Origin of the sequence: Shigella sonnei (genome assembly GCF_002950395.1) — a bacterium.
In the GTDB taxonomy this organism is placed as follows: Bacteria; Pseudomonadota; Gammaproteobacteria; order Enterobacterales; family Enterobacteriaceae; genus ECMA0423.
Window position 1 is genome coordinate 2876445 of the sequence record NZ_CP026802.1, and the last position, 24451, is coordinate 2900895.

The window sequence follows — 24451 nt, forward strand, 5'->3', positions numbered from 1 at the left end:
ATCCGTCGGTATTTTACAAAATTGTTAACAATTTTTAAACAACAAACGGCAACCGATTTGTCTATTCGCTAATAACCTCAATACATTCATGAGATTACCAGAAAAAAGCCGGCCGTTGGGCCGGCTCTTTTACTTACATCACCAGACGGCGAATGTCAGACAGCGTGTTGTTAATGATGGTAATGAAACGGGCACCATCAGCACCGTCGATCACGCGGTGGTCGAAGGAGAGAGAAATCGGCAGCATCAGACGCGGCACGAACTCTTTACCATTCCACACCGGCTCCATCGCGGACTTGGAAACGCCGAGGATAGCCACTTCCGGCGCGTTCACAATCGGCGCGAAGTGGGTAGTACCCAGGCCGCCGATGCTGGAGATGGTGAAGCAACCGCCCTGCATTTCGCCCGCAGTCAGCTTACCGTCACGCGCTTTCTTAGAAATAGTCATCAGCTCGCGAGACAGCTCGATGATGCCTTTCTTGTTGACGTCTTTGAATACCGGAACAACCAGACCGTTCGGGGTATCCACCGCCACACCGATGTTGATGTATTTCTTCAGGGTCAGACGCTGACCGTCTTCCGACAGCGAACTATTGAAGCGAGGCATCTGCTCAAGAGCTGCAGCAACGGCTTTCATGATGAAGACAACCGGGGTGAGCTTCACATCCAGCTTACGTTTCGCCGCTTCTTCGTTCTGCTGTTTACGGAACGCTTCCAGCTCGGTGATATCGGTTTTGTCGAAGTGGGTAACATGCGGGATCATCACCCAGTTACGGCTCAGGTTAGCACCAGAAATTTTCTGGATACGGCCCAGTTCCACTTCTTCGATTTCGCCAAACTTGCTGAAGTCCACCTTCGGCCACGGCAGCATGCCAGGGATACCACCGCCAGTCGCCGCCGGAGCTGCTTCTGCACGTTTGATAGCTTCTTTCACGTAAGCCTGAACGTCTTCGCGCAGGATACGACCTTTACGACCAGTGCCCTTCACTTTCGCCAGGTTAACGCCAAACTCGCGTGCCAGACGGCGGATCAGCGGAGTCGCGTGAACGTAAGCGTCGTTTTCAGCAAATTCAGATTTGCCTTCGGCTTTCGCAGCCGGAGCTGCTGCCGGGGCTTCAGCTTTCGCTGCCGGAGCCGGCGCTGCCGCTTCCTGTTTCGCAGGAGCTGCCGCAGGCGCTGCGCCTTCAACTTCGAAGATCATAATCAGCGAGCCAGTTTTCACTTTATCGCCAACGTTGACTTTCAGTTCCTTCACGACGCCTGCAAACGGAGCCGGGACCTCCATAGAAGCTTTATCGCCTTCTACGGTGATAAGCGATTGTTCAGCGGCAACTTTGTCGCCCACTTTCACCATCACTTCGGTCACTTCAACTTCGTCACCGCCGATATCCGGAACGTTAACTTCTTTCACGCCAGCCGCTGATGCAGGGGCCGCTGCCGGAGCTGCTTCCTGTTTAGCCGCCGGAGCTGCCGCGCCTGCTTCACCCGCGACTTCGAAGACCATAATCAGCGAGCCGGTAGACACTTTGTCACCCACGTTCACTTTGATCTCTTTCACGGTGCCAGCAAACGGAGCCGGAACTTCCATAGAAGCTTTATCGCCTTCTACGGTGATCAGCGACTGTTCAGCTTCAACTTTATCGCCAACTTTCACCAGGATTTCGGTCACTTCAACTTCGTCGCTGCCGATATCCGGAACGTTAACGTCTTTTGCCGCCGCAGCCGCGGGTGCTGCTGCCGGAGCTGCTTCTTTCTTCTCTTCTGCCTGAGCAGGTGCAGCGTCTGCTGCACCGTCGGCGGAATCGAAAATCATAATCAGTGCGCCGGTCTGGGTTTTATCGCCAACAGAGACTTTGATCTCTTTAACGATACCCGCCTGCGGAGACGGAACTTCCATAGAGGCTTTGTCGCCTTCTACGGTGATCAGCGACTGTTCGGCTTCAACTTTGTCGCCCACTTTGACCAGGATCTCGGTGATTTCAACTTCATCAGCCCCGATGTCCGGTACTTTGATTTCGATAGCCATTATTCTTTTACCTCTTACGCCAGACGCGGGTTAACTTTATCTGCATCGATGTTGAATTTGGCGATTGCGTCAGCAACCACTTTCTTATCGATTTCGCCACGTTTAGCCAGTTCGCCCAGCGCCGCAACCACGACATAAGAAGCATCAACTTCGAAGTGGTGACGCAGGTTCTCACGGCTGTCGGAACGACCGAAGCCATCAGTACCCAGTACGCGGTAGTCGTCAGCCGGTACGTAAGTACGGACCTGCTCAGCGAACAGTTTCATATAGTCGGTAGATGCCACTGCCGGAGCGTCGTTCATCACCTGAGCGATATACGGAACGCGCGGAGTTTCCAGCGGATGAAGCATGTTCCAGCGTTCACAATCCTGACCATCACGCGCCAGCTCGGTGAAGGAGGTCACGCTATAAACGTCAGAACCTACGCCGTAATCTTTCGCCAGGATCTCTGCCGCTTCACGGACGTGACGCAGGATAGAACCGGAGCCCAGCAGCTGAACTTTACCTTTGCTACCTTCAATGGTTTCGAGTTTGTAGATACCTTTACGGATACCTTCCTCAGCACCTTCCGGCATTGCCGGCATGTGGTAGTTTTCGTTCAGCGTAGTGATGTAGTAGTAAACGTTCTCTTGTTTTTCACCGTACATACGCTCCAGACCGTCATGCATGATGACAGCAACTTCGTAAGCGTAAGCCGGGTCGTAAGAGATACAGTTCGGGATAGTCAGCGACTGAATGTGGCTGTGACCATCTTCGTGCTGCAGACCTTCACCGTTCAGGGTGGTACGACCGGAAGTACCGCCGATCAGGAAGCCACGCGCTTGCTGGTCGCCAGCCGCCCAGCACAGATCGCCGATACGCTGGAAGCCGAACATCGAGTAATAGATGTAGAACGGAATCATCGGCAGATTGTTGGTGCTGTAAGAGGTCGCCGCTGCCAGCCAGGAACACCCTGCGCCCAGCTCGTTGATCCCTTCCTGCAGAATCTGACCTTTCTCGTCTTCTTTATAGTAAGCAACCTGCTCGCGGTCCTGCGGGATGTACTGCTGACCGTTCGGGCTGTAAATACCAATCTGACGGAACAGACCTTCCATACCGAAAGTACGCGCTTCGTCGGCGATGATCGGTACCAGACGATCTTTGATCGACTTGTTCTTCAGCATTACGTTCAGGGCACGAACGAAAGCGATAGTGGTAGAGATCTCTTTGCTCTGCTCTTCCAGCAGCGCGCCGAAGTCTTGCAGGCTCGGCAGCTCAAGCTTCTCGGTGAAGTTCGGCTGACGGCTTGGCAGATAACCGTGCAGTTTCTGACGCTGTGCGTGCAGATAGGTATGCTCTTCAGAACCTTCCGGGAAGGTGATGTACGGCAGTTTTTCGATATCTGCATCAGACACCGGCACATTGAAACGGTCGCGGATGTGACGCACGCCGTCCATGTTCATTTTCTTAACCTGGTGCGCGATGTTTTTACCTTCAGCCGCGTCGCCCATGCCGTAACCTTTAATGGTATGAGCAAGGATTACTGTCGCTTTGCCTTTGGTTTCCTGCGCTTTCTTGAATGCAGCGTAGATTTTCTTCGGATCGTGACCACCACGGTTCAGTGCCCAGATCTGCTCGTCAGTCCAGTCTGCAACCAGTGCTGCGGTTTCAGGATATTTACCGAAGAAGTGTTCACGAACGTACGCACCATCTTTCGATTTGAAGGTCTGGTAGTCGCCGTCAACGGTTTCGTTCATCAGCTGGATCAGTTTACCGCTGGTATCTTTACGCAGCAGTTCATCCCAACGGCTACCCCACATCACTTTGATAACGTTCCAGCCAGCACCTTCGAAGATGCCTTCCAGTTCGTTGATGATCTTGCCGTTACCGGTGACCGGGCCGTCAAGACGCTGCAGGTTACAGTTGATAACGAAGACCAGGTTATCCAGTTTTTCACGGGTAGCGATGGTGATCGCACCTTTGGATTCCGGTTCGTCCATTTCACCGTCGCCGAGGAACGCGTAAACGGTCTGTTTAGAGGTATCTTTCAGGCCACGGTGTTCCAGATATTTCAGGAATTTAGCCTGGTAAATAGCACCAATCGGCCCCAGACCCATAGATACGGTCGGGAACTGCCAGAATTCCGGCATCAGTTTCGGGTGCGGATAGGAAGAGAGGCCATTGCCGTGAACTTCCTGACGGAAGTTATCCAGCTGCTCTTGAGTCAGACGACCTTCCAGGAAAGCACGAGCGTACACGCCCGGGGAGATGTGGCCCTGGAAGTAAACCAGGTCGCCGCCATCCTGCTCGTTGCGTGCACGGAAGAAGTGGTTAAAGCACACATCATAAATGGTTGCGGAAGACTGGAAGGACGCCATATGGCCGCCCAGTTCGAGGTCTTTTTTCGACGCACGCAGCACCGTCATGATGGCGTTCCAGCGGATAGCTGAACGAATACGGCGTTCCAGTTCCAGATTACCCGGATACTCCGGTTGTTCTTCAACGGGGATGGTGTTGATGTAGTTGCTGATACCTGTGCCTGCGGCTACGTTTACACCGCCTTTGCGGGCTTCAGCAAGCAGTTGGTCGATCAGATACTGAGCACGCTCAACACCTTCTTCACGGATGACCGATTCGATCGCCTGGAGCCAGTCGCGAGTTTCGATCGGATCCACGTCATTTGGGAAACGTTCTGACATGGGTTATTCCTTATCTATCTAATAACGTTGAGTTTTCTGGAACCTGTCCCATTGAACTCTCGCCGGAAAGCTCAATAAGACAGGTTCTACGTTTAGTTGCCGCGCTTTTATATACGCTTGATTTACAACATCTTCTGGATAATTTTTACCAGAAAAATCACTAATTCTTTCGTTGCTCCAGACGACGCAGAGAACGCTCACGGCGGCTCTCTTCACGACTTCTGTCGAGCAAAATTTCTTCGATAAAGGCCAGATGGCGATGCGATGCTTCGCGCGCTTCTTCCGGCTTACCGGCCATAATCGCTTCAAATATGCGGGTGCGGTGACTACTCACCAGCGGCAGCATCTCGCGACGCGAATAGAGCAATTCGAAGTTCTGGCGGACATTCTGGGCCAACATCGGCTCCATACACCTTAGCAGATGAAGCAGAACCACATTGTGGGCCGCTTCGGTGACGGCAATCTGATACTGGAGTACGGCGTTTGATTCCGCGTCCAGATCGCCAGACTGCTGCGCCAGCTCTATGGCGTGGTGGAGTTCACGGATGCGTTCCTTGTCTTCATCGGTACTACGCAGCGCGGCGTAATAAGCGGCGATACCTTCCAGGGCGTGTCGTGTTTCGAGCAAGTCATACTGTGATTCAGGATGGTCGGAGAGCAGCTCCACCAGCGGATCGCTGAAGCTTTGCCATAGGCTGCTCTGGACAAAAGTGCCGCCACCCTGGCGACGAAGCAACAAGCCCTTCGCTTCGAGACGTTGAATCGCCTCACGCAAGGAGGGACGGGAGACGTCGAACTGTTTTGCCAGTTCGCGTTCCGGTGGGAGTTTTTCGCCCGGGCGGAGAGTGCCTTCGAGAATCAAAAACTCCAGTTGCTGCTCAATCACATCGGAGAGTTTTGGTTGGCGGATTTTGCTGTAGGCCATGAGTTCCTGTCTTAAGCCACTTGCCGAAGTCAATTGGTCTTACCAATTTCATGTCTGTGACGCTAAAGTAACAAAGTATTCACCTTATGTCCATACAGGTTTTGATTGAAATCATGAAACTGTGCACATTTTAACAACTTGACATATATAACGTTTCAAAATTGTAACTATGCACAAATGTAGACTTTACGTAGGAAAGGGATTTTTTAACGATTATTAAACTATAAAAATCCGAATTGAACCGATTCACTTACCAATTTTTTGATTTTTAAGTCAATAAAAACGAATTTAAATTCATTCTGCATATTGAGAGGGGTTGAGGCTGAGCTTTACAAACGGTTTCTTTTTAAGCAACTCATCTTCAACCATGCATAAAGCGGGTGCATTCGCTGCCGCATACCATTATTCTTGATCTGACGGAAGTCTTTTTGTAACAATTCAAACTTCTTTGATGTAAAAAAATTAATACAACAAACGGAATTGCAAACTTACACACGCATCACTGCGTAGATCAAAAAAACAATCACCGCACGAGGTTTCATGATGGAAGGTCAACAGCACGGCGAGCAGCTAAAGCGCGGCCTTAAAAACCGCCATATTCAGCTTATCGCGCTGGGTGGCGCGATAGGGACAGGGCTATTCCTGGGTAGCGCCTCCGTAATACAGTCCGCAGGGCCAGGGATTATCCTGGGTTACGCCATTGCTGGTTTTATCGCCTTTCTGATCATGCGTCAGCTGGGTGAAATGGTGGTCGAAGAACCTGTCGCAGGCTCCTTTAGCCACTTTGCTTATAAATACTGGGGCAGTTTTGCCGGTTTCGCCTCTGGCTGGAACTACTGGGTACTGTACGTTTTAGTTGCCATGGCAGAGCTGACTGCCGTGGGTAAATACATTCAGTTCTGGTATCCGGAAATCCCAACCTGGGTTTCTGCCGCCGTATTCTTTGTGGTGATTAACGCCATCAACCTGACCAACGTTAAAGTGTTTGGCGAGATGGAGTTCTGGTTTGCCATTATCAAAGTTATTGCGATAGTAGCGATGATCATCTTCGGCGGCTGGCTGCTGTTCAGTGGCAACGGCGGCCCGCAGGCGAGCGTTAGCAACCTGTGGGATCAAGGTGGTTTCCTGCCGCACGGCTTCACCGGACTGGTGATGATGATGGCGATTATCATGTTCTCGTTCGGTGGTCTGGAACTGGTGGGGATCACCGCAGCAGAAGCTGATAACCCGGAGCAAAGTATCCCGAAAGCGACTAACCAGGTTATCTACCGCATCCTGATTTTCTATATTGGTTCGTTAGCCGTTCTGCTCTCACTGATGCCGTGGACCCGCGTTACCGCCGATACCAGTCCGTTTGTGCTGATCTTCCACGAGTTAGGCGATACCTTTGTGGCGAATGCGCTGAACATCGTGGTACTGACTGCGGCGCTCTCCGTGTACAACAGCTGCGTATATTGCAACAGCCGTATGCTGTTTGGTCTGGCACAACAGGGTAATGCGCCAAAAGCGCTGGCGTCTGTCGATAAACGCGGCGTACCGGTTAACACCATTCTGGTGTCTGCGCTGGTTACAGCATTGTGCGTATTGATTAACTATCTTGCTCCGGAATCCGCATTTGGCCTGTTAATGGCACTGGTGGTATCCGCACTGGTGATCAACTGGGCGATGATCAGTCTGGCGCATATGAAGTTCCGTCGCGCCAAGCAGGAACAAGGCGTGGTAACTCGCTTCCCTGCTCTGCTTTATCCGCTGGGTAACTGGATCTGCCTGCTGTTTATGGCGGCGGTACTGGTGATTATGCTGATGACCCCAGGAATGGCGATTTCGGTATACCTGATCCCGGTATGGCTGATCGTGTTAGGTATCGGCTATCTGTTTAAAGAGAAAACCGCCAAAGCCGTAAAAGCGCATTAATCTCTCTACGCCCTCACCCATGCAGGGTGAGGGCAATAATCTTTACACCAACGCTCCGTAAATCGTCAGTAGCGCAATCACCACCACGACCACGAACGAGGTTTTCTTCGCCATTGAAACCGCTGCCTTCGGCGTCTCCACCTTATCGACATGCGGTTCACGCGCCAGAGAGAACTGCGCCAGACGCGTTAACACCTGATACTGCGAAGTATGGAAGTCACCCAGCGAAGCAAACCAGGCCGGTAACGCTTTCTCCCCATGACCGATCAAGGCATATACCACACCCGCAAGACGAACCGGCACCCAATCCAGTACATGAAGCACGGCATCAATGCCGGACTGTAAACGATGATGCGGCGTCTGGTATCGCGCCAGCCAGTATTGCCATGCACGCAAAAACGCATACCCCATCAGCGTAACGGGTCCCCAGGTTCCCCCCACAATCAACCAGAACAGCGGTGCAAGATAAAAACGAAAGTTAATCCACAGCAATGCATTTTGCAGCTCACGCAAATACTCACGTTCGTCGCAGCCTGCCGGGACGCCGTGAATCATGGTGAGTTCGCCAGCCATCGTGGCACGGGCATGGCTATCATTACGTGAAGCAGCTGTCAGATAAGCATGATAATGAAGACGAACTTTACCTGCGCCAATACACAGCAAACCAATCAGCAGCCACACCAGCAGCGTGGGAACGTTGAACAATACTCCCTGCAATGCGCGTAACAGTAAAAAAGTCACGCCCATCGCAATAATGGTCATGCCTAACGTGCGCCCGAGAGAAAAATGTTTCACCCGCCGAAAGAACGCTTCAAGACGATGATCAAGCTGCCAGTGCTCGCCCAACTTAAACAGGCGCTCGAAAATTAACACCAGTAAGGTTGTAAATAGCGTCATGTTGTCTCCTTGCTGACCAGCGCACGAAACCGTGCCCAATCAAATGCAGGACCGGGATCGGTTTTCCGATCCGGCGCAATATCACAATGGCCCGTCATGTTATTAGCGATATCGGGATAGCGATCTATCAGTGCCCGCGTAACCGCCGCAAGCTGTTGATACTGCGCATCGGTATACGCCAGAGTATCGGTGCCTTCAAGCTCAATCCCAATAGAAAAATCATTGCAGCGTTCACGCCCCTGATACTGAGAGACTCCCGCATGCCAAGCACGTTTATCGAAAGGAACATACTGGACTATTTCACCATCACGGCGAATCAAACAGTGAGCGGAGACGCGCAAATGGGCGATCTCAGCAAAGAAAGGATGTGCCTGCGGATCAATAGTTCCAGTGAATAATGCGTCGATCCACGGACCGCCAAACTCGCCTGGCGGCAGGCTAATATTGTGCACCACCAGCAGGGTGGGTGTTTCGTCATCCGGGCGGCAATCGTAATGTGGTGAGGGAACGCGGCGCGCGCCAACCAGCCACCCCTGTTCTAACAACATGCAGGATCTCCTTATATGTGGTGCTAATACCCGGTTCAGAGTAGCATGTTTCTACCTTATGATTCGTTAGCTATCTGGAGTTTTAACATGCCGCCTCGCCGCTATAACCCTGACACCCGACGTGACGAGCTGCTGGAACGCATTAATCTCGATATCCCCGGCGCGGTGGCCCAGGCGCTGCGGGAAGATTTAGGCGGAACAGTCGATGCCAACAATGACATTACGGCAAAACTTTTACCGGAAAACTCTCGCTCTCATGCCACGGTGAGCACCCGCGAGAATGGCGTATTTTGCGGCAAACGCTGGGTTGAAGAGGTGTTTATTCAACTGGCAGGCGACGATGTCACCATAATCTGGCATGTGGATGACGGCGATGTCATCAACGCCAATCAACCCTTGTTCGAACTTGAAGGCCCATCCCGCGTGCTGTTAACGGGCGAACGCACTGCGCTTAATTTTGTGCAAACCCTTTCAGGAGTTGCCAGTAAGGTACGCCACTATGTCGAATTACTGGAAGGCACCAACACGCAGTTGTTGGATACGCGCAAAACCTTACCTGGCCTGCGTTCAGCTCTGAAATACGCGGTACTTTGCGGCGGCGGAGCGAATCACCGTCTGGGGCTTTCTGATGCCTTCCTGATCAAAGAAAATCATATTATTGCCTCCGGCTCAGTGCGCCAGGCCGTCGAAAAAGCGTCCTGGCTGCACCCGGATGCGCCAGTAGAAGTCGAAGTAGAGAATCTGGAAGAACTTGATGAAGCCCTGAAAGCAGGAGCCGATATCATCATGCTGGATAACTTCGAAACAGAACAGATGCGCGAAGCCGTCAAACGCACCAACGGCAAGGCGCTACTGGAAGTGTCTGGCAACGTCACTGACAAAACACTGCGCGAATTTGCCGAAACGGGCGTGGACTTTATCTCCGTCGGTGCGCTAACTAAACACGTACAAGCACTCGACCTTTCAATGCGTTTTCGCTAATTGCTGACAGATTTATCCGCTCCATCGCGGGCGGATAATCTCCCCTTCCCCAACTTTCTTCGTAACGCCTCGCAAATTTCTTGTCTTTTGCTGCAACGAAATAAAAAACCTCGGAAGCTGCTTTCCCGTTTCGTTTTTTGCCCCTCGCTTGTGCTGATGGCGTTTGCCAAAGTAGCGCCAACCAAATCAAGGAGCGAAACAGATGGACAAGCAACGCGGTTTTACACTTATCGAACTGATGGTGGTTATTGGCATCATTGCCATTTTAAGCGCCATTGGTATTCCCGCTTATCAAAACTACCTGCGCAAAGCTGCACTCACCGACATGCTACAAACCTTTGTGCCTTACCGTACAGCCGTAGAGTTGTGCGCGCTGGAACATGGTGGATTAGATACCTGCGACGGTGGCAGCAATGGCATTCCCTCGCCTACCACCACCCGCTATGTTTCAGCCATGAGTGTGGCAAAAGGCGTGGTGTCGCTGACCGGGCAAGAAAGTCTCAATGGACTAAGCGTCGTCATGACACCGGGTTGGGATAACGCAAACGGCGTCACCGGCTGGGCGCGCAACTGCAATATTCAAAGTGACAGCGCATTGCAGCAAGCCTGCGAAGATGTCTTCCGCTTTGATGACGCCAACTAAGGAGCGGCAATGAATATTCCACAGCTCACCGCCCTGTGTCTGCGTTATCAGGGAGTCTTGCTGGATGCCAGCGAAGAGGTGGTTCATGTTGCGGTAGTCGATGCACCTTCGCATGAGTTGCTGGACGCATTGCATTTCGCTACCACCAAACGTATTGAGATCACCTGCTGGACGCGCCAACAAATGGAAGGCCACGCCAGTCGCACACAACAGACATTGCCCGTAGCTGTTCAGGAGAAGCATCAGCCCAAAGCAGAGTTGCTGACTCGAACGTTACAATCTGCGCTGGAACAACGTGCGTCTGATATTCATATCGAACCAGCGGACAATGCCTACCGCATCCGCTTGCGTATCGACGGCGTATTGCATCCTTTACCGGATGTTTCACCGGATGCCGGAGTCGCATTAACCGCCAGATTAAAAGTGCTGGGAAACCTGGATATTGCGGAACATCGCCTGCCGCAGGACGGGCAATTCACTGTCGAACTGGCAGGAAACGCCGTCTCATTTCGTATTGCGACCTTACCATGTCGGGGTGGTGAAAAGGTGGTATTAAGGTTGTTACAGCAGGTGAACCAGGCACTGGATGTTAACACGCTGGGAATGCAGCCGTTACAACTGGCGGACTTTGCTCATGCCTTGCAACAACCACAGGGACTGGTGCTGGTAACTGGCCCTACAGGCAGCGGCAAAACGGTCACGCTTTATAGTGCCCTGCAAAAGCTGAATACCGCTGACATTAATATTTGTAGCGTCGAAGATCCGGTTGAGATCCCCATAGCCGGACTAAACCAGACGCAAATCCATCCGCGTGCCGGGCTCACCTTTCAGGGCGTTTTGCGTGCGTTATTGCGCCAGGATCCTGACGTCATCATGATCGGAGAGATCCGCGATGGCGAAACGGCAGAAATTGCCATTAAAGCCGCGCAAACCGGTCACCTGGTGTTGTCTACCCTACACACTAATTCCACCTGCGAAACGCTGGTACGTTTACAGCAAATGGGAGTCGCCCGCTGGATGCTCTCATCAGCGCTTACGCTGGTAATAGCCCAGCGTCTGGTACGTAAACTTTGCCCACATTGTCGCCAGCAGCAAGGGGAGCCCATCCATATTCCAGTCAATGTATGGCCGTCGCCGCTGCCCCACTGGCAGGCACCCGGTTGTGTACATTGCTACCACGGTTTTTATGGTCGTACGGCCTTATTTGAAGTTCTGCCCATAACGCCGGTCATTCGTCAGCTTATTTCCGCTAATACCGACGTTGAATCGCTGGAAACGCACGCACGACAGGCGGGTATGCGTACGCTTTTTGAAAACGGCTGCCTGGCCGTGGAGCAAGGCTTAACCACCTTTGAAGAGTTAATCCGCGTACTGGGGATGCCGCATGGCGAGTAAGCAACTCTGGCGCTGGCATGGCATAACCGGCGACGGCAATGCGCAAGATGGGATGCTATGGGCAGAGAGCCGTGCTTTGCTGCTCATGGCACTACAGCAACAGATGGTTACCCCACTTAGCCTGAAGCGAATCGCCATCAATTCTGCGCAGTGGCGAGGAGATAAAAGCGCGGAAGTCATTCATCAACTGGCGACGCTACTCAAAGCCGGGTTAACGCTTTCTGAAGGGCTGGCACTGCTGGCGGAACAGCATCCCAGTAAGCAATGGCAAGCGTTGCTGCAATCGCTGGCGCACGATCTCGAACAGGGCATTGCTTTTTCCAATGCCTTATTACCCTGGTCAGAGGTATTTCCGCCACTCTATCAGGCGATGATCCGCACGGGTGAACTGACCGGTAAGCTGGATGAATGCTGCTTTGAACTGGCGCGTCAGCAAAAAGCCCAGCGTCAGTTGACCGACAAAGTGAAATCAGCGTTACGTTATCCCATCATCATTTTAGCGATGGCAATCATGGTGGTTGTGGCAATGCTGCATTTTGTTCTGCCGGAGTTTGCCGCTATCTATAAGACCTTCAACACCCCACTACCGGCACTAACGCAGGGGATCATGACGCTGGCAGACTTTAGTGGCGAATGGAGCTGGCTGCTGGTGTTGTTCGGCTTTCTGCTGGCGATAGCCAATAAGTTGCTGATGCGCCGACCGACCTGGCTTATAGTGCGGCAGAAATTGCTGTTACGCATCCCGATTATGGGTTCACTGATGCGGGGACAAAAACTCACGCAGATCTTTACGATTCTGGCGCTGACACAAAGTGCAGGCATTACTTTTTTGCAGGGCGTAGAGAGCGTCAGAGAAACAATGCGCTGCCCGTACTGGGTGCAACTTCTGACACAAATCCAGCACGATATCAGTAACGGTCATCCCATCTGGCTGGCGCTAAAAAATACCGGGGAGTTTAGCCCGCTCTGTTTGCAATTAGTGAGAACAGGAGAGGCATCCGGCTCGCTGGACCTCATGTTAGACAACCTCGCCCATCATCATCGGGATAACACAATGGCGCTGGCGGATAACCTCGCAGCCTTACTGGAACCGACGTTGCTGATCATAACGGGAGGAATTATCGGTACGCTGGTGGTGGCGATGTATCTGCCAATTTTCCATTTAGGCGATGCGATGAGTGGGATGGGATAACGCTGGCGTGTTGCTCCACACCAGCGTTGGAAGATTACAGGTTGTTGAAGATGCGGTTTTCTTGTTCCTGCACACGGATAAATGTGGTGCGCTTGGTCAGTTCTTTCAGGCGTGAAGCCCCAACGTATGTACAAGCTGAACGCAGGCCGCCCAAAATATCACGCGCGGTATTTTCAACCGGGCCTCGCAGCGGCAGCTTAACGGTTTTACCTTCTGCTGCGCGATATTCCGCAACGCCGCCAACGTGACGTTTCATCGCAGACTCGGAGCTCATGCCGTAGAACAGCATAAATTTCTCGCCGTTCTCCTCAACGATGCGACCGCCGCTCTCTTCGTGGCCCGCCAGCATGCCGCCAAGCATGACGAAATCGGCACCGCCGCCAAAGGCTTTTGCGACATCGCCCGGCGTGGTGCAGCCACCGTCGCTGACGATCATTCCGCCCAGACCGTGCGCCGCATCGGCACATTCGATTACCGCAGAAAGCTGCGGATAACCGACGCCTGTTTTGACGCGAGTTGTACAAACAGAACCTGGGCCAATGCCAACTTTAACGATATCAGCACCGGAGAGGATAAGCTCCTCACACATTTCACCAGTCACTACGTTGCCAGCACAAATGGTTTTGGTCGGCCACGCTTCACGCGCTTTCGCAACGAACTGCACGAAGTGTTCGGAATAACCATTCGCCACATCAATACAAACGAAGTTTAATGCCGGGTTCAGGTCGAGAATCTGTTTAGTTTTTTCGAAATCCGCATCAGACGTACCGGTAGAAACCATCACATGTTTCAGCACATCAGCGGAAGAATTGTTGATAAACGCTTGCCACTCTTCGACAGAATAGTGTTTATGCACAGCAGTCAAAATATCAAAAGAAGCCAGCGCAGAGGCCATAGAAAATGTACCTACGGTGTCCATATTTGCGGCGATAATCGGCACGCCGGACCAGCTCTGACCTGAATGTTTGAAGGTGAATTGACGTTCCAGTTCAACATCGGAACGGCTTTTAAGAGTGGAGCGTTTAGGGCGGATGAGAACGTCTTTAAAACCTAACTTCAGATCTTCTTCAATACGCATGTGCGGATTCCTGGGGTTAATGGCTATAAGGGTAAGAGCGCAACTCCAGTGACGCTATCATACGCACTAATCAATGCGGCGCAAGACTGCGAAATTGTCTTTTTTTACGCTACAATCCCATAAATTTACCTGGTAAATAGTGAGCGAACGTTTCATCAATTTCGCTTTCGTGCACTCATTTTTAACGTTTTGATAATCATGATGAATTCCCGGGAATATAAATTATGAGGTATATAGTTGCCTTAACGGGAGGCATTGGCAGTGGCAAGAGTACCGTTGCCAATGCGTTTGCTGATCTCGGAATTAACGTCATTGATGCCGATATTATTGCGCGTCAGGTGGTTGAACCAGGTGCACCTGCGCTACATGCCATTGCTGATCACTTTGGCGCTAACATGATTGCTGCTGATGGAACATTGCAGCGCCGGGCCTTGCGCGAGCGGATCTTCGCCAACCCGGAAGAGAAAAACTGGCTTAACGCCCTGCTGCATCCGCTGATTCAGCAAGAGACGCAACACCAGATCCAGCAAGCTACTTCCCCCTATGTACTGTGGGTTGTGCCATTGCTGGTAGAAAACTCACTGTATAAAAAAGCGAATCGAGTGCTGGTGGTGGATGTCAGCCCAGAAACGCAACTTAAGCGCACCATGCAGCGCGATGATGTAACTCGCGAGCATGTCGAACAAATCCTTGCTGCTCAGGCAACGCGCGAAGCCCGCCTTGCCGTGGCAGATGACGTCATTGATAATAACGGCGCACCGGATGCTATCGCATCGGATGTTGCCCGCCTGCACGCACACTATTTGCAGCTTGCGTCGCAGTTTGTCTCACAGGAAAAACCGTAATGCAGACCCAGGTCCTTTTTGAACATCCACTAAATGAAAAAATGCGTACATGGCTGCGCATTGAGTTTTTGATTCAGCAACTCACCGTTAATTTACCCATCGTTGACCACGCTGGCGCGCTGCATTTCTTCCGTAATGTCAGTGAATTACTGGATGTTTTCGAGCGCGGCGAAGTCCGCACTGAGCTGTTGAAAGAACTTGACCGGCAGCAACGTAAACTCCAGACCTGGATTGGCGTGCCTGGCGTGGACCAGAGCCGTATTGAAGCATTAATTCAGCAGTTAAAAGCGGCGGGGAGCGTATTAATTTCCGCGCCGCGTATCGGGCAATTTCTGCGTGAAGATCGTTTGATTGCTCTGGTGCGTCAGCGACTGAGCATCCCAGGCGGCTGTTGCAGCTTTGATTTACCTACATTGCACATTTGGCTGCATCTACCCCAGGCGCAGCGCGACAGCCAGGTAGAAACCTGGATTGCCAGCCTGAACCCGCTCACCCAGGCACTTACCATGGTGCTGGATTTAATTCGCCAGTCGGCCCCCTTCCGTAAACAAACCAGTCTGAATGGTTTTTATCAGGATAACGGTGGCGATGCCGACTTGCTGCGCCTGAATCTGTCGCTCGATTCACAGCTTTATCCGCAAATTTCCGGACATAAGAGCCGTTTTGCCATTCGTTTTATGCCGCTGGACACTGAAAACGGACAGGTACCGGAACGTCTGGATTTCGAACTGGCCTGTTGCTAAGGAGTAAAAATGTCAGAAACTATTACGGTGAATTGCCCAACCTGCGGGAAAACGGTGGTGTGGGGTGAAATCAGCCCGTTTCGGCCATTTTGCTCCAAACGTTGTCAGCTGATCGACCTCGGAGAATGGGCTGCTGAAGAAAAACGAATCCCCAGCAGTGGCGATCTTTCCGAAAGCGATGACTGGAGCGAAGAGCCAAAGCAGTGACATTTGTCTGATGCCGCACGTAGGCCTGATAAGACGCGGACAGCGTCGCATCAGGCATCTTGTGCAAATGTCGGATGCGGCGTGAACGCCTTATCCGACCTACAGACGCTTAAGCTTCGCAATTACCGGTTCATTGGCTGGCGGAAAATCATCGGCATTAAGACCGACTAGCGACATCCACTCACCGGGTTGCCCTTCTTTACCCCACGGCTCCCCTTCCCAGCTTTCGACCAGCCAGAACCACAGAGTTATATGCCTGTCCGGGAATTCATATTCCAGTTTTTCAAATAGCGAAAAATGTTGTGGGGTAATCCCGACTTCTTCCTGAAGTTCACGCACTACCGCCTGTTCCGGCGTTTCGCCCATTTCAATTTTACCGCCGGGAAACTCCAGTTTATTCGCCATGTGCGCATCTGCTGCGCGACGCGTTATAAAGATTTCATTGTTCTCGTTGCGAATAATACCTACCGCAATTTGCAGCTTTTTCATTGTCTTAAACCTATAAAAAAGGCGCAGAATCCTGCGCCTTTTACTTCAACTGTTAGCTTTTATTGCAGGCGACCATGGCACTGCTTGTATTTTTTACCAGAACCGCACGGGCAAGGATCGTTACGTCCTACTTTGCGCTCACCGGTTTGCGCCGCCAGTGCAGCTGCGGCTGCAGAGTCGTCATCCTGATGGCTAAGCTGCTGCATTTGCGCTAAACGCTCGGCTTCCATACGACGCTGTTGTTCCAGCTCCTCAACCTCTTCAGGCATACGTACCTGGACTTTGCTCAGCGTGCTGATAACTTCATATTTTAACGACTCCAGCATCGCTGCAAACATGGAGAACGATTCACGTTTGTATTCCTGCTTCGGATCTTTCTGTGCATAGCCACGCAGGTGGATACCCTGACGCAGATAGTCCATCGCCGCTAGGTGCTCTTTCCACAGAGAGTCGAGAGTTTGCAGCATGACGCCTTTTTCGAAGTGACGCATCATCTCAGCACCAACCACTTCTTCTTTACGCTGATACACTTCGATGGACTGCGCCAGAATTCGCTCACGCAGCGTCTCTTCATGCAGTTCTGGTTCTTTATCCAGCCACTCGGCAATTGGCAAATCGAGGTCGAAATCGTTCTTCAGACGTTCCTGCAGCCCCGGAATATCCCACATTTCTTCCAGTGACTGTGGCGGAATGTAGGCATCAATGGTCGCTTTGAACACATCTTCACGAATGCTGTTGATGGTTTCGCTCACATCGCTGACATCCAGCAGTTCGTTACGCTGGGAGTAAATGGCGCGACGCTGATCGTTAGCCACGTCATCATATTCCAGCAGTTGCTTACGAATGTCGAAGTTACGGCTTTCAACTTTACGCTGGGCGTTGGCAATCGCTTTAGTCACCCACGGGTGTTCAATGGCTTCGCCTGGCTTCATACCCAGTTTACGCATCATGCCGGATACTCGGTCGGAAGCAAAAATACGCATCAGCGCATCTTCCATCGACAGGTAGAAACGGGAAGAACCAGCATCCCCCTGACGACCAGAACGACCGCGCAACTGGTTATCGATACGACGGGATTCGTGACGCTCGGTACCGATGATATGCAGGCCACCTGCTTCCAGTACCGCATCGTGACGTACCTGCCAGTCGGCTTTAATTTTTTCAATTTGCTCTGCGGTCGGATTTTCCAGCGCGGCAACTTCTGCCTGCCAGCTACCACCGAGCACAATATCTGTACCACGACCCGCCATATTGGTCGCGATAGTCACCGCAGCCGGATAACCTGCCTGAGCAACAATCGCCGCTTCGTTGGCGTGGAATTTGGCGTTCAGGACGTTGTGCTTAATACCGGCTTTGGTCAGTTCGTTTGACACCAGCTCCGATTTTTCGATGGAGATAGTACCCACCAGCACCGGCTGGCCTTTCGCAGTACGTTCTTTGATATCTTCAATGATCGCCTGAATTTTTTCCGCTTCAGTCATGTAGACCAGGTCCGGCAGATCTTTACGAATCATTGGACGGTTGGTCGGAACAACGACGGTATCCAGCTTGTAGATGGAGCTAAATTCGAAAGCTTCGGTATCAGCAGTACCGGTCATCCCCGCCAGTTTTTCATACAGACGGAAGTAGTTCTGGAAGGTGATCGAAGCCAGCGTTTGGTTTTCGTTCTGGATCTGCACACCTTCTTTCGCTTCCACAGCCTGGTGCAGACCATCGGACCAGCGACGGCCCTGCATGGTACGACCGGTGTGTTCGTCAACGATGATAACTTCACCATCTTTAACGATGTAGTCGACGTCGCGGGTAAACAGCGCATGAGCGCGCAGCGCCGCCGTTACGTGGTGCATCAGCATGATGTTGGCCGGAGAGTACAGAGACTCCCCTTCATCCATGATGCCCTCTTTCACCAGCAGTTCTTCAATCAGCACCAGACCACGTTCGGTCAGGTTCACCTGGCGAGATTTTTCGTCCACCGAGAAGTGGCCTTCGCCCTGGAAGGTTTCGGAGTCTTCTTTTTCCTGACGGATCAGGTGCGGAATAATTTTATTCACGCGTTTATACATTTCCGAGCTGTCTTCTGCCGGGCCGGAAATGATCAGCGGTGTACGCGCTTCATCGATCAGGATGGAGTCCACTTCGTCCACCAGCGCATAGTGCAGTTTACGCTGTACACGTTCTTCAGGGCTGAACGCCATATTGTCGCGCAGGTAGTCAAAGCCGTATTCGTTGTTCGTACCGTAAGTGATGTCAGCTGCGTAAGCTTCGCGCTTTGCCGGTGCTGGCATGCCCGGCAGGTTGATACCGACAGTCAGGCCAAGGAATTCAAACAGCGGACGGTTGTTTTCGGCGTCACGTTGCGCCAGGTAGTCGTTGACGGTAACTACGTGCACGCCTTTACCGGTTAGTGCGTTCAGGTAAGCAGGCAGCGTTGCGGTCAGGGTTTTACCTTCACCGGTACGCATTTCGGCGATGCAGCGTTCGTTAAGAACCATACCGCCGAGTAACTGAACGTCGAAGTGACGCATACCAAAGACGCGCTTACTTGCCTCACGTACCACGGCGAAAGCTTCCGGGATCAGATTTTCCAGCACTTCGCCTTTTTCCAGACGTGCACGAAACTCTGCGGTTTTCCCTTTCAGTTCTTCGTCGGAGAGTTTTTCCATCTCCGGTTCCATGGCATTGATGATGTTGACCACTTTGCGCATCCGGCGCAGGGTGCGATCGTTACGACTACCGAAAACTTTAGTTAACAATTTGATTAGCATAATAAAATCTCAAACGCCCCGCGTTGCGGAGTTAATAAAATGAAGTAAAGGTTTATTGTTGTTAGGTGAGGCGTTGAGGGCCAGCACGGATGCCTTGCGCCTGGCTTATCCAGACGGGCGTGCTGAATTTTGCTTGTGGGGTAAAATGCGCATAATCAATGCGATAACCCTTTTCAGACGGCGTGCCTTCCTGGGTCAGCAGCGCGCTGAGCGTATCCAGTAATGCAAGATGTTGCGCCTGAAGAGGCAAAGATTCTTCAGCAACGGGCAGTGTTTGCGGTGCCATTGCGAAAGAAAGATGACGGATTACCGTGCGAATGGCATGTTGATGCCAGTAATCAACGGAATAGTTCGAATTCGGGCGGCGTGTGTTCGCTTCCAGCAAGGCCAATTGACCAAAGTTAACTTTGGCTGAAGGCTCGTGGTTGCGGGTTGTCGCTTTTGCGGGCGCGTTTGGTTCGGCGGCGTTGCTGAGCGCAGGCAAACCTAAACTCGCCGCAACCATCCCTAATAAGAGATGCGGCCAGAAGTAGCGTTTACCAAACTGTCGCCAGCGCGTCAGTATTCCACTCACGTTATTGCCATCCCGATCGTATTCAAACGTATTTAGCGCACAAATCTTATCATTAAAGCCTGCAGTCCACAGCACGAATGAAGATAAGTTGTGCGGAAAAGTGCTTAAGAAAACAGCGTTCGCACCGTTTTTTATAGCTCTTATAAAATTCAAAAAAAAATGACTGGTTCACCTGGCCGGAGAGAGTGCCAGATTTGCCAGTCGAATTTTATACGACAGTATAAATGTCGTTATGCCAGTACAGCTGAAGGCGCTTTGAAGGCCAACGGCAGTTCTGCGTCGTCCTGGAAGGTCACATATTCCCAGGCTTCCTGTTTCGCCAGGACAGCCTGCAGCAGTTTGTTATTCAGTGCATGACCGGATTTATAAGCGGTAAATGCACCAATAATATTGTGACCACACATGAACAAGTCACCGATCGCATCGAGCATTTTGTGACGCACAAATTCGTCTTCAAAACGCAGGCCGTCTTCGTTCAGTACGCGATAATCGTCAACAACGATGGCACAATCGAAGCTGCCGCCCAGGCACAAACCACGGGACTGCAGATATTCGATATCACGCATGAAACCGAACGTACGCGCACGGCTGATCTGGCGCATAAACGCATCAGCGGAGAAGTTCATCGCATAGCGCTGGTTGCTGGAATCAATAGCCGGATGGTTAAAATCGATGGTGAAATCCAGCGAAAAACCATTGTACGGCTTAAATTCAGCCCACTTATCGCCATCTTCGACACGAACAGTCTCTTTGATGCGAACAAATTTTTTGGCGCAGTTCAACTCGTCGATACCGGCGTCAAGCAGCAGGTATACAAACGGAGCGGCGCTGCCGTCCATGATCGGGATTTCCGGCGCGTTAACTTCGATAACAATGTTATCGATGCCCAGGCCCGCGAGAGCAGCATTGAGGTGCTCTACGGTTGAAATCCGTACATCATGCTCGTTGACCAGACACGTACAGAGCATGGTATCACGCACAGATTTGGCATCGGCCGGGAAATCTACCGGTGGATTCAAGTCGGTGCGACGATAGATGACCCCGGTGTTGGCCGGCGCAGGGCGTAACGTCAGAGTGACTTTCTTGCCGGTATGTAAACCGACACCCGTCGCCTGAACGATACGTTTAAGTGTCCTTTGTTTGATCATCGTATTATCTCGCCAAATTACCTATCCAACCGAAGTGTACTATACATTCGGCGGGCCAGTTTAGCACAAAGAGCCTCGAAACCCAAATTCCAGTCAATTCTTAATCAGCTTGCTTACGCAGGAATGCTGGGATATCCAGATAATCCGGCTCTTTCGCAGTTTGCGGCGCATTGTCATTCACGACTTTAGCAACCGGCTTCTGCTCCTGGGTCAGCGGAGCCATCCCATGCTGCTGGTAGCGATCCATCACTGGCTGCTGAACCTGCTTATTGGTCACCAGAGTGATTTCAGGACGTTTGTCCATGCCGATACCTGTCGCAACAACGGTTACGCGCAGCTCGTCATTCATATCCGGGTCAAGAGAAGTACCGATAACCACAGTCGCGTTGTCGGAAGCAAATGCACGGATGGTGTTACCTACCGTTTCGAACTCATCCAGACGCAGGTCGAAGCCCGCCGTGATGTTAACCAGCACGCCGCGCGCGCCAGACAGGTCGATATCTTCCAGCAGCGGAGAAGAGATAGCCATTTCAGCAGCTTCTTCCGCACGGTCTTCACCGCTCGCCACGCCAGAACCCATCATTGCGTAGCCCATCTCAGACATTACGGTGCGTACGTCTGCAAAGTCCACGTTCATCAAACCCGGACGAGTAATCAGTTCAGCGATACCTTGCACAGCGCCTTTCAGTACATCGTTCGCTGCGCCAAACGCATCCAGCAGGGAGATACCGCGGCCCAGAACTTTCAGCAGTTTGTCGTTCGGGATAGTGATCAGAGAGTCCACATGCTTGGACAGTTCAGTGATCCCCTGCTCCGCGAATGCCATACGCTTCTTGCCTTCAAAGTTGAAAGGCTTAGTGACGACAGCAACGGTCAGGATACCCAAATCTTTTGCCACTTCAGCGACGACTGGTGCTGCACCTGTACCGGTACCACCACCCATACCCGCAGCAATAAAGACCATGTCTGCACCTTCCAGCGCCGCACGCAATGCATCGCGATCCTCATCAGCCGCATTGCGGCCAACTTCTGGATTAGCGCCAGCGCCCAGTCCTTTGGTGATACCGCTACCGATTTGAATCGTCTGTCCAACCGCTGTTTTACGCAGCGCTTGTGCATCGGTATTTACCGCGAAGAATTCAACACCTTCAATACGCTCGCGCACCATGTGTTCAACAGCATTACCGCCGCCGCCGCCGACGCCGATGACTTTAATCACCGCGTCATTGGTAAGTTCCATTGGTTCAAACATAGTTTCTCTCCGATTTGTGCCTGTCGCCTGAGGCCGTAATCATCGTCGGCCTCATAAAAATTAAAACTCTTTTCGCAGCCAACTATTGAGTCGCTTGATCCACGAGCCAACTGATGCTGTAACACGTTTTTCTACTTCAGCTTCACCGTTAAGATGTGACTCTTTCCCATAGTGAAGCAATCCCACCGCCGTCGAATAATACGGCTCCTGAGCATAATCCGTTAAACCGGTAATGTTCAGCGGCGCGCCGATACGCACTTGCGTATGAAACACGCGCTGAGCACAGGCTGCAAGACCTTCGATCTGCGCTGCGCCACCGGTTAATACAATGCCTGCCGCCAGGTGATGTTTAACCCCTTGTTGGCGAAGCTTTTCCTGCAACTGCAATATCTCTTCGTTGACCAGGTTGAGCAGCTCGGTATAGCGCGGCTCGATCACCTCTGCCAGGGTCTGACGTTGCAGACTCCGTGGCGGACGACCGCCTACGCTCGGCACTTCCACGCTCTCATCTTTTCCAACGATGGAACCCAGCGCACAACCGTGGCGAACTTTAATCGCTTCGGCGTCGCTTGGCGGCGTGCCAAAGGCGTAAGCGATATCACTGGTCACGACATTGCCAGCATAAGGAATTACCTTAGTGTGGCGCAATGCCCCACCGGTATAAACGGCGATATCCATTGTACCACCACCGATATCGACGACGCAGACACCCAGTTCACGTTCATCTTCCGTCAATACCGAATAACTTGATGCCAGTCCGGCAAATATCAGTTGGTCAACTTTCAGCCCACAACGTTCAACCGCTTTGACGATGTTTTTCGCCATATCGTTGTGACATGTGATCAGGTGCACTTTTGCCTGCATCCGCACGCCCGAAAGTCCTACCGGATTCTTGATCCCTTCCTGATAGTCAATCGCATACTCTTGCGGGATCACATGCAGCACACGATGTTCATCGCGCACACGCACCGATTTCGCGGTATGGACGACGTTTTCCACATCTTCTTGCGTCACTTCTTCTTCAGAAATAGGCACCATACCAATTTCATTCTGGCAGCTGATGTGCTTACCAGAAAGCGCCAGATATACCGAAGAGATCTGACAATCTGCCATCAATTCTGCCTGGTCAATGGCGCGTTGTACGCACTTGACCACGGATTCGAGGTCGTTCACCCCGCCTTTATCCATACCACGTGACGGGCAGCTGCCCACGCCAATGATATTGACCATACCGTCGGGCAGAACTTCCCCTACTAAAGCGGCAACCTTCGCGGTACCAATCTCCAGTCCTACTACCAGTTTTCTGTCCGTCGCCTTGATCATTGTTGTTCTGCCTGTGCCTGATTTTGTTGCTGAGTAGATTCCTCTGGCGGCAAGGGCGCCCAGCCTACTGCCGCTCCAGAGTCATAACGCAAATCAACGTAGCTAATCCGTTTGCCATCGGTTTGCGCCTGCTGCTGTAAAACCGGATAAAGTTCTACAAAGCGAGCCAAACGTTTCATCGTATCGCCCCGGCCAAGATTGAGCTTAATATCGTTATTCAGCGTCAACTGCCAGGAACGCCGCGCGGTCATCGCCGCTTCCTTCAGAGTAAATCTGTCCTTTGCCAGCATCTGCCCCATTTCGCGATAGCCCTGCAACACTTCATTGGCGCTGCCTTCCGGGCCATACAGCATTGGAAGCACCTGCTTGCTGGTGCGATCTGGCGGCACGCTGAAGGTGTTTCCTTCCGCGTCTACCATATGTTGATCATTCCACCGCGCAATCGGCACATATTCAACCAGATGAATCTTCAATTCATCAGGCCACTGCTTTCTGACGCTCACCTGCTTAATCCACGGCAGGCGTTGTTCTATTTGCGTCTGGATGATGTTGACATCCTGGGTCATAAAGGTACCCGGCTCACCCAATGCCAGGATCGACTGCCGGATATCGTCATTACGCGTGTAATGGCGTTCACCGGTCAACACCAGCTTTGAGAGCGGCAGGCGTTGCGCATCTTCCATCCAGCCCAACACGACCCAGCCGCTCACCAACACTGTCGTTAAAACGGTCAGCAGGAAAAGGATCCCCGCCAGACGCGTTCCATTATTGCGGCGAGAAGAAACCTCTTCTTCGCTATTTCGCGTGTTCAGAGCAGCCTGCGACATA

22 protein-coding genes are annotated in these 24451 nt (G+C 52.0%); 8 read left to right on the top strand and 14 right to left on the bottom strand.

The genetic code is table 11. The annotated features are described in order from the left end of the window. Window positions 1–133 precede the first annotated feature (133 nt). The 3 genes from aceF to pdhR all read right to left on the bottom strand — a co-directional run bounded on the left by aceF (window position 134) and on the right by pdhR (window position 5629). Window positions 134–2026 carry a pyruvate dehydrogenase complex dihydrolipoyllysine-residue acetyltransferase gene (gene aceF / locus C1P89_RS15060; RefSeq protein ID WP_000963536.1) on the bottom strand — a complete coding sequence of 631 codons (1893 nt, stop codon included), beginning with the start codon at window positions 2024–2026 and terminating at the stop codon, window positions 134–136. Between the two features lie 14 nt (window positions 2027–2040). Next, complete coding sequence (aceE, locus tag C1P89_RS15065) at window positions 2041–4704, bottom strand: pyruvate dehydrogenase (acetyl-transferring), homodimeric type (protein ID WP_000003815.1); 2664 nt, start codon at window positions 4702–4704, stop codon at window positions 2041–2043. 160 nt (window positions 4705–4864) lie between these two features. Beyond that, the gene (gene pdhR, locus C1P89_RS15070) at window positions 4865–5629 is read right to left on the bottom strand and encodes a pyruvate dehydrogenase complex transcriptional repressor PdhR (RefSeq protein WP_000331776.1); all 765 of its coding nucleotides are present in this window, start codon (window positions 5627–5629) and stop codon (window positions 4865–4867) included. Window positions 5630–6169: 540 nt separating this feature from the next. On the opposite strand from pdhR, the gene aroP reads away from it, so the two are divergent. Further along, window positions 6170–7543, top strand: coding sequence for an aromatic amino acid transporter AroP (gene aroP, locus C1P89_RS15075; protein ID WP_011310135.1), 1374 nt, complete (start codon window positions 6170–6172; stop codon window positions 7541–7543). A gap of 42 nt (window positions 7544–7585) precedes the next feature. Here the strand turns inward: aroP and ampE are convergent, their stop codons facing one another. Continuing rightward, entirely contained in the window at window positions 7586–8440 is an 855-nt protein-coding gene (ampE, locus tag C1P89_RS15080) for a beta-lactamase regulator AmpE (protein ID WP_000172005.1), read from the bottom strand. Beyond that, window positions 8437–8988: a 1,6-anhydro-N-acetylmuramyl-L-alanine amidase AmpD gene (ampD, locus tag C1P89_RS15085; RefSeq protein ID WP_000923726.1), complete on the bottom strand. Its 552-nt coding sequence runs from the start codon at window positions 8986–8988 to the stop codon at window positions 8437–8439. Before ampD ends, ampE begins: the two co-directional genes overlap by 4 nt. A gap of 87 nt (window positions 8989–9075) precedes the next feature. Here ampD and nadC point away from each other — a divergent pair, with 87 nt between their 5' ends. The 4 genes from nadC (at window position 9076) to hofC (ending at window position 13199) form a co-directional block, all read left to right on the top strand. Beyond that, window positions 9076–9969, top strand: a complete 894-nt coding sequence (gene nadC / locus C1P89_RS15090; protein ID WP_001135184.1) for a carboxylating nicotinate-nucleotide diphosphorylase — start codon at window positions 9076–9078, stop codon at window positions 9967–9969. Window positions 9970–10171: 202 nt separating this feature from the next. Continuing rightward, the gene (gene ppdD / locus C1P89_RS15095; protein ID WP_000360900.1) at window positions 10172–10612 is read left to right on the top strand and encodes a prepilin peptidase-dependent pilin; all 441 of its coding nucleotides are present in this window, start codon (window positions 10172–10174) and stop codon (window positions 10610–10612) included. 9 nt (window positions 10613–10621) lie between these two features. Next, complete coding sequence (gspE, locus tag C1P89_RS15100) at window positions 10622–12007, top strand: type II secretion system protein GspE (protein ID WP_001025185.1); 1386 nt, start codon at window positions 10622–10624, stop codon at window positions 12005–12007. Beyond that, a complete protein-coding gene (hofC, locus tag C1P89_RS15105) occupies window positions 11997–13199 on the top strand; it encodes a protein transport protein HofC (protein WP_000157235.1) in 1203 nt (400 codons plus the stop codon). Before gspE ends, hofC begins: the two co-directional genes overlap by 11 nt. A gap of 34 nt (window positions 13200–13233) precedes the next feature. Here the strand turns inward: hofC and guaC are convergent, their stop codons facing one another. Next, window positions 13234–14277 carry a GMP reductase gene (gene guaC, locus C1P89_RS15110; RefSeq protein WP_001217338.1) on the bottom strand — a complete coding sequence of 348 codons (1044 nt, stop codon included), beginning with the start codon at window positions 14275–14277 and terminating at the stop codon, window positions 13234–13236. A gap of 155 nt (window positions 14278–14432) precedes the next feature. Further along, window positions 14433–14477 (bottom strand): protein YacM, encoded by a 45-nt coding sequence (locus C1P89_RS26020; RefSeq protein ID WP_120795372.1) that lies wholly within the window; start codon window positions 14475–14477, stop codon window positions 14433–14435. A 24-nt stretch (window positions 14478–14501) separates the two neighbouring features. Here C1P89_RS26020 and coaE point away from each other — a divergent pair, with 24 nt between their 5' ends. Genes coaE through yacG form a run of 3 tightly spaced genes read left to right on the top strand, consistent with a single transcriptional unit; the run spans window position 14502 to window position 16072 of the window. Further along, window positions 14502–15122 (top strand): dephospho-CoA kinase, encoded by a 621-nt coding sequence (coaE, locus tag C1P89_RS15115; protein WP_001269520.1) that lies wholly within the window; start codon window positions 14502–14504, stop codon window positions 15120–15122. Then, window positions 15122–15865 (top strand): cell division protein ZapD, encoded by a 744-nt coding sequence (gene zapD / locus C1P89_RS15120; protein ID WP_001194734.1) that lies wholly within the window; start codon window positions 15122–15124, stop codon window positions 15863–15865. The genes coaE and zapD overlap by 1 nt, the downstream gene beginning before the upstream one ends. Window positions 15866–15874: 9 nt before the next feature. Beyond that, window positions 15875–16072, top strand: coding sequence for a DNA gyrase inhibitor YacG (gene yacG, locus C1P89_RS15125; RefSeq protein WP_000005042.1), 198 nt, complete (start codon window positions 15875–15877; stop codon window positions 16070–16072). Between the two features lie 99 nt (window positions 16073–16171). On the opposite strand, the gene mutT is transcribed toward yacG, so the two are convergent. From mutT to ftsQ, 7 genes are all read right to left on the bottom strand, one after another. Beyond that, window positions 16172–16561 (bottom strand): 8-oxo-dGTP diphosphatase MutT, encoded by a 390-nt coding sequence (gene mutT, locus C1P89_RS15130; RefSeq protein ID WP_000736013.1) that lies wholly within the window; start codon window positions 16559–16561, stop codon window positions 16172–16174. 59 nt (window positions 16562–16620) lie between these two features. Next, window positions 16621–19326: a preprotein translocase subunit SecA gene (gene secA, locus C1P89_RS15135; protein ID WP_000905789.1), complete on the bottom strand. Its 2706-nt coding sequence runs from the start codon at window positions 19324–19326 to the stop codon at window positions 16621–16623. A 61-nt stretch (window positions 19327–19387) separates the two neighbouring features. Beyond that, complete coding sequence (gene secM, locus C1P89_RS15140; protein ID WP_000014321.1) at window positions 19388–19900, bottom strand: secA translation cis-regulator SecM; 513 nt, start codon at window positions 19898–19900, stop codon at window positions 19388–19390. A gap of 230 nt (window positions 19901–20130) precedes the next feature. Then, window positions 20131–21048: a UDP-3-O-acyl-N-acetylglucosamine deacetylase gene (lpxC, locus tag C1P89_RS15145; RefSeq protein WP_000595482.1), complete on the bottom strand. Its 918-nt coding sequence runs from the start codon at window positions 21046–21048 to the stop codon at window positions 20131–20133. Window positions 21049–21148: 100 nt separating this feature from the next. After that, window positions 21149–22300, bottom strand: a complete 1152-nt coding sequence (gene ftsZ / locus C1P89_RS15150; protein WP_000462776.1) for a cell division protein FtsZ — start codon at window positions 22298–22300, stop codon at window positions 21149–21151. Window positions 22301–22360: 60 nt separating this feature from the next. Next, window positions 22361–23623 carry a cell division protein FtsA gene (ftsA, locus tag C1P89_RS15155; protein WP_000588474.1) on the bottom strand — a complete coding sequence of 421 codons (1263 nt, stop codon included), beginning with the start codon at window positions 23621–23623 and terminating at the stop codon, window positions 22361–22363. After that, entirely contained in the window at window positions 23620–24450 is an 831-nt protein-coding gene (gene ftsQ / locus C1P89_RS15160) for a cell division protein FtsQ (protein WP_000075744.1), read from the bottom strand. Before ftsQ ends, ftsA begins: the two co-directional genes overlap by 4 nt. Between the last annotated feature and the right edge of the window lies 1 nt (window position 24451).

Bases quoted from the DNA above. Each gene is read 5' to 3' on its own strand.
- aceE (WP_000003815.1), bottom strand. From the start codon at position 4,704: ATGTCAGAACGTTTCCCAAATGACGTGGATCCGATCGAAACTCGCGAC.
- guaC (WP_001217338.1), bottom strand. From the start codon at position 14,277: ATGCGTATTGAAGAAGATCTGAAGTTAGGTTTTAAAGACGTTCTCATC.
- aceF (WP_000963536.1), bottom strand. From the start codon at position 2,026: ATGGCTATCGAAATCAAAGTACCGGACATCGGGGCTGATGAAGTTGAA.
- yacG (WP_000005042.1), top strand. From the start codon at position 15,875: ATGTCAGAAACTATTACGGTGAATTGCCCAACCTGCGGGAAAACGGTG.
- ampE (WP_000172005.1), bottom strand. From the start codon at position 8,440: ATGACGCTATTTACAACCTTACTGGTGTTAATTTTCGAGCGCCTGTTT.
- lpxC (WP_000595482.1), bottom strand. From the start codon at position 21,048: ATGATCAAACAAAGGACACTTAAACGTATCGTTCAGGCGACGGGTGTC.
- gspE (WP_001025185.1), top strand. From the start codon at position 10,622: ATGAATATTCCACAGCTCACCGCCCTGTGTCTGCGTTATCAGGGAGTC.
- hofC (WP_000157235.1), top strand. From the start codon at position 11,997: ATGGCGAGTAAGCAACTCTGGCGCTGGCATGGCATAACCGGCGACGGC.
- ftsZ (WP_000462776.1), bottom strand. From the start codon at position 22,300: ATGTTTGAACCAATGGAACTTACCAATGACGCGGTGATTAAAGTCATC.
- nadC (WP_001135184.1), top strand. From the start codon at position 9,076: ATGCCGCCTCGCCGCTATAACCCTGACACCCGACGTGACGAGCTGCTG.
- aroP (WP_011310135.1), top strand. From the start codon at position 6,170: ATGATGGAAGGTCAACAGCACGGCGAGCAGCTAAAGCGCGGCCTTAAA.
- mutT (WP_000736013.1), bottom strand. From the start codon at position 16,561: ATGAAAAAGCTGCAAATTGCGGTAGGTATTATTCGCAACGAGAACAAT.
- zapD (WP_001194734.1), top strand. From the start codon at position 15,122: ATGCAGACCCAGGTCCTTTTTGAACATCCACTAAATGAAAAAATGCGT.
- secA (WP_000905789.1), bottom strand. From the start codon at position 19,326: ATGCTAATCAAATTGTTAACTAAAGTTTTCGGTAGTCGTAACGATCGC.
- ftsA (WP_000588474.1), bottom strand. From the start codon at position 23,623: ATGATCAAGGCGACGGACAGAAAACTGGTAGTAGGACTGGAGATTGGT.
- coaE (WP_001269520.1), top strand. From the start codon at position 14,502: ATGAGGTATATAGTTGCCTTAACGGGAGGCATTGGCAGTGGCAAGAGT.
- ampD (WP_000923726.1), bottom strand. From the start codon at position 8,988: ATGTTGTTAGAACAGGGGTGGCTGGTTGGCGCGCGCCGCGTTCCCTCA.
- pdhR (WP_000331776.1), bottom strand. From the start codon at position 5,629: ATGGCCTACAGCAAAATCCGCCAACCAAAACTCTCCGATGTGATTGAG.
- ftsQ (WP_000075744.1), bottom strand. From the start codon at position 24,450: ATGTCGCAGGCTGCTCTGAACACGCGAAATAGCGAAGAAGAGGTTTCT.
- ppdD (WP_000360900.1), top strand. From the start codon at position 10,172: ATGGACAAGCAACGCGGTTTTACACTTATCGAACTGATGGTGGTTATT.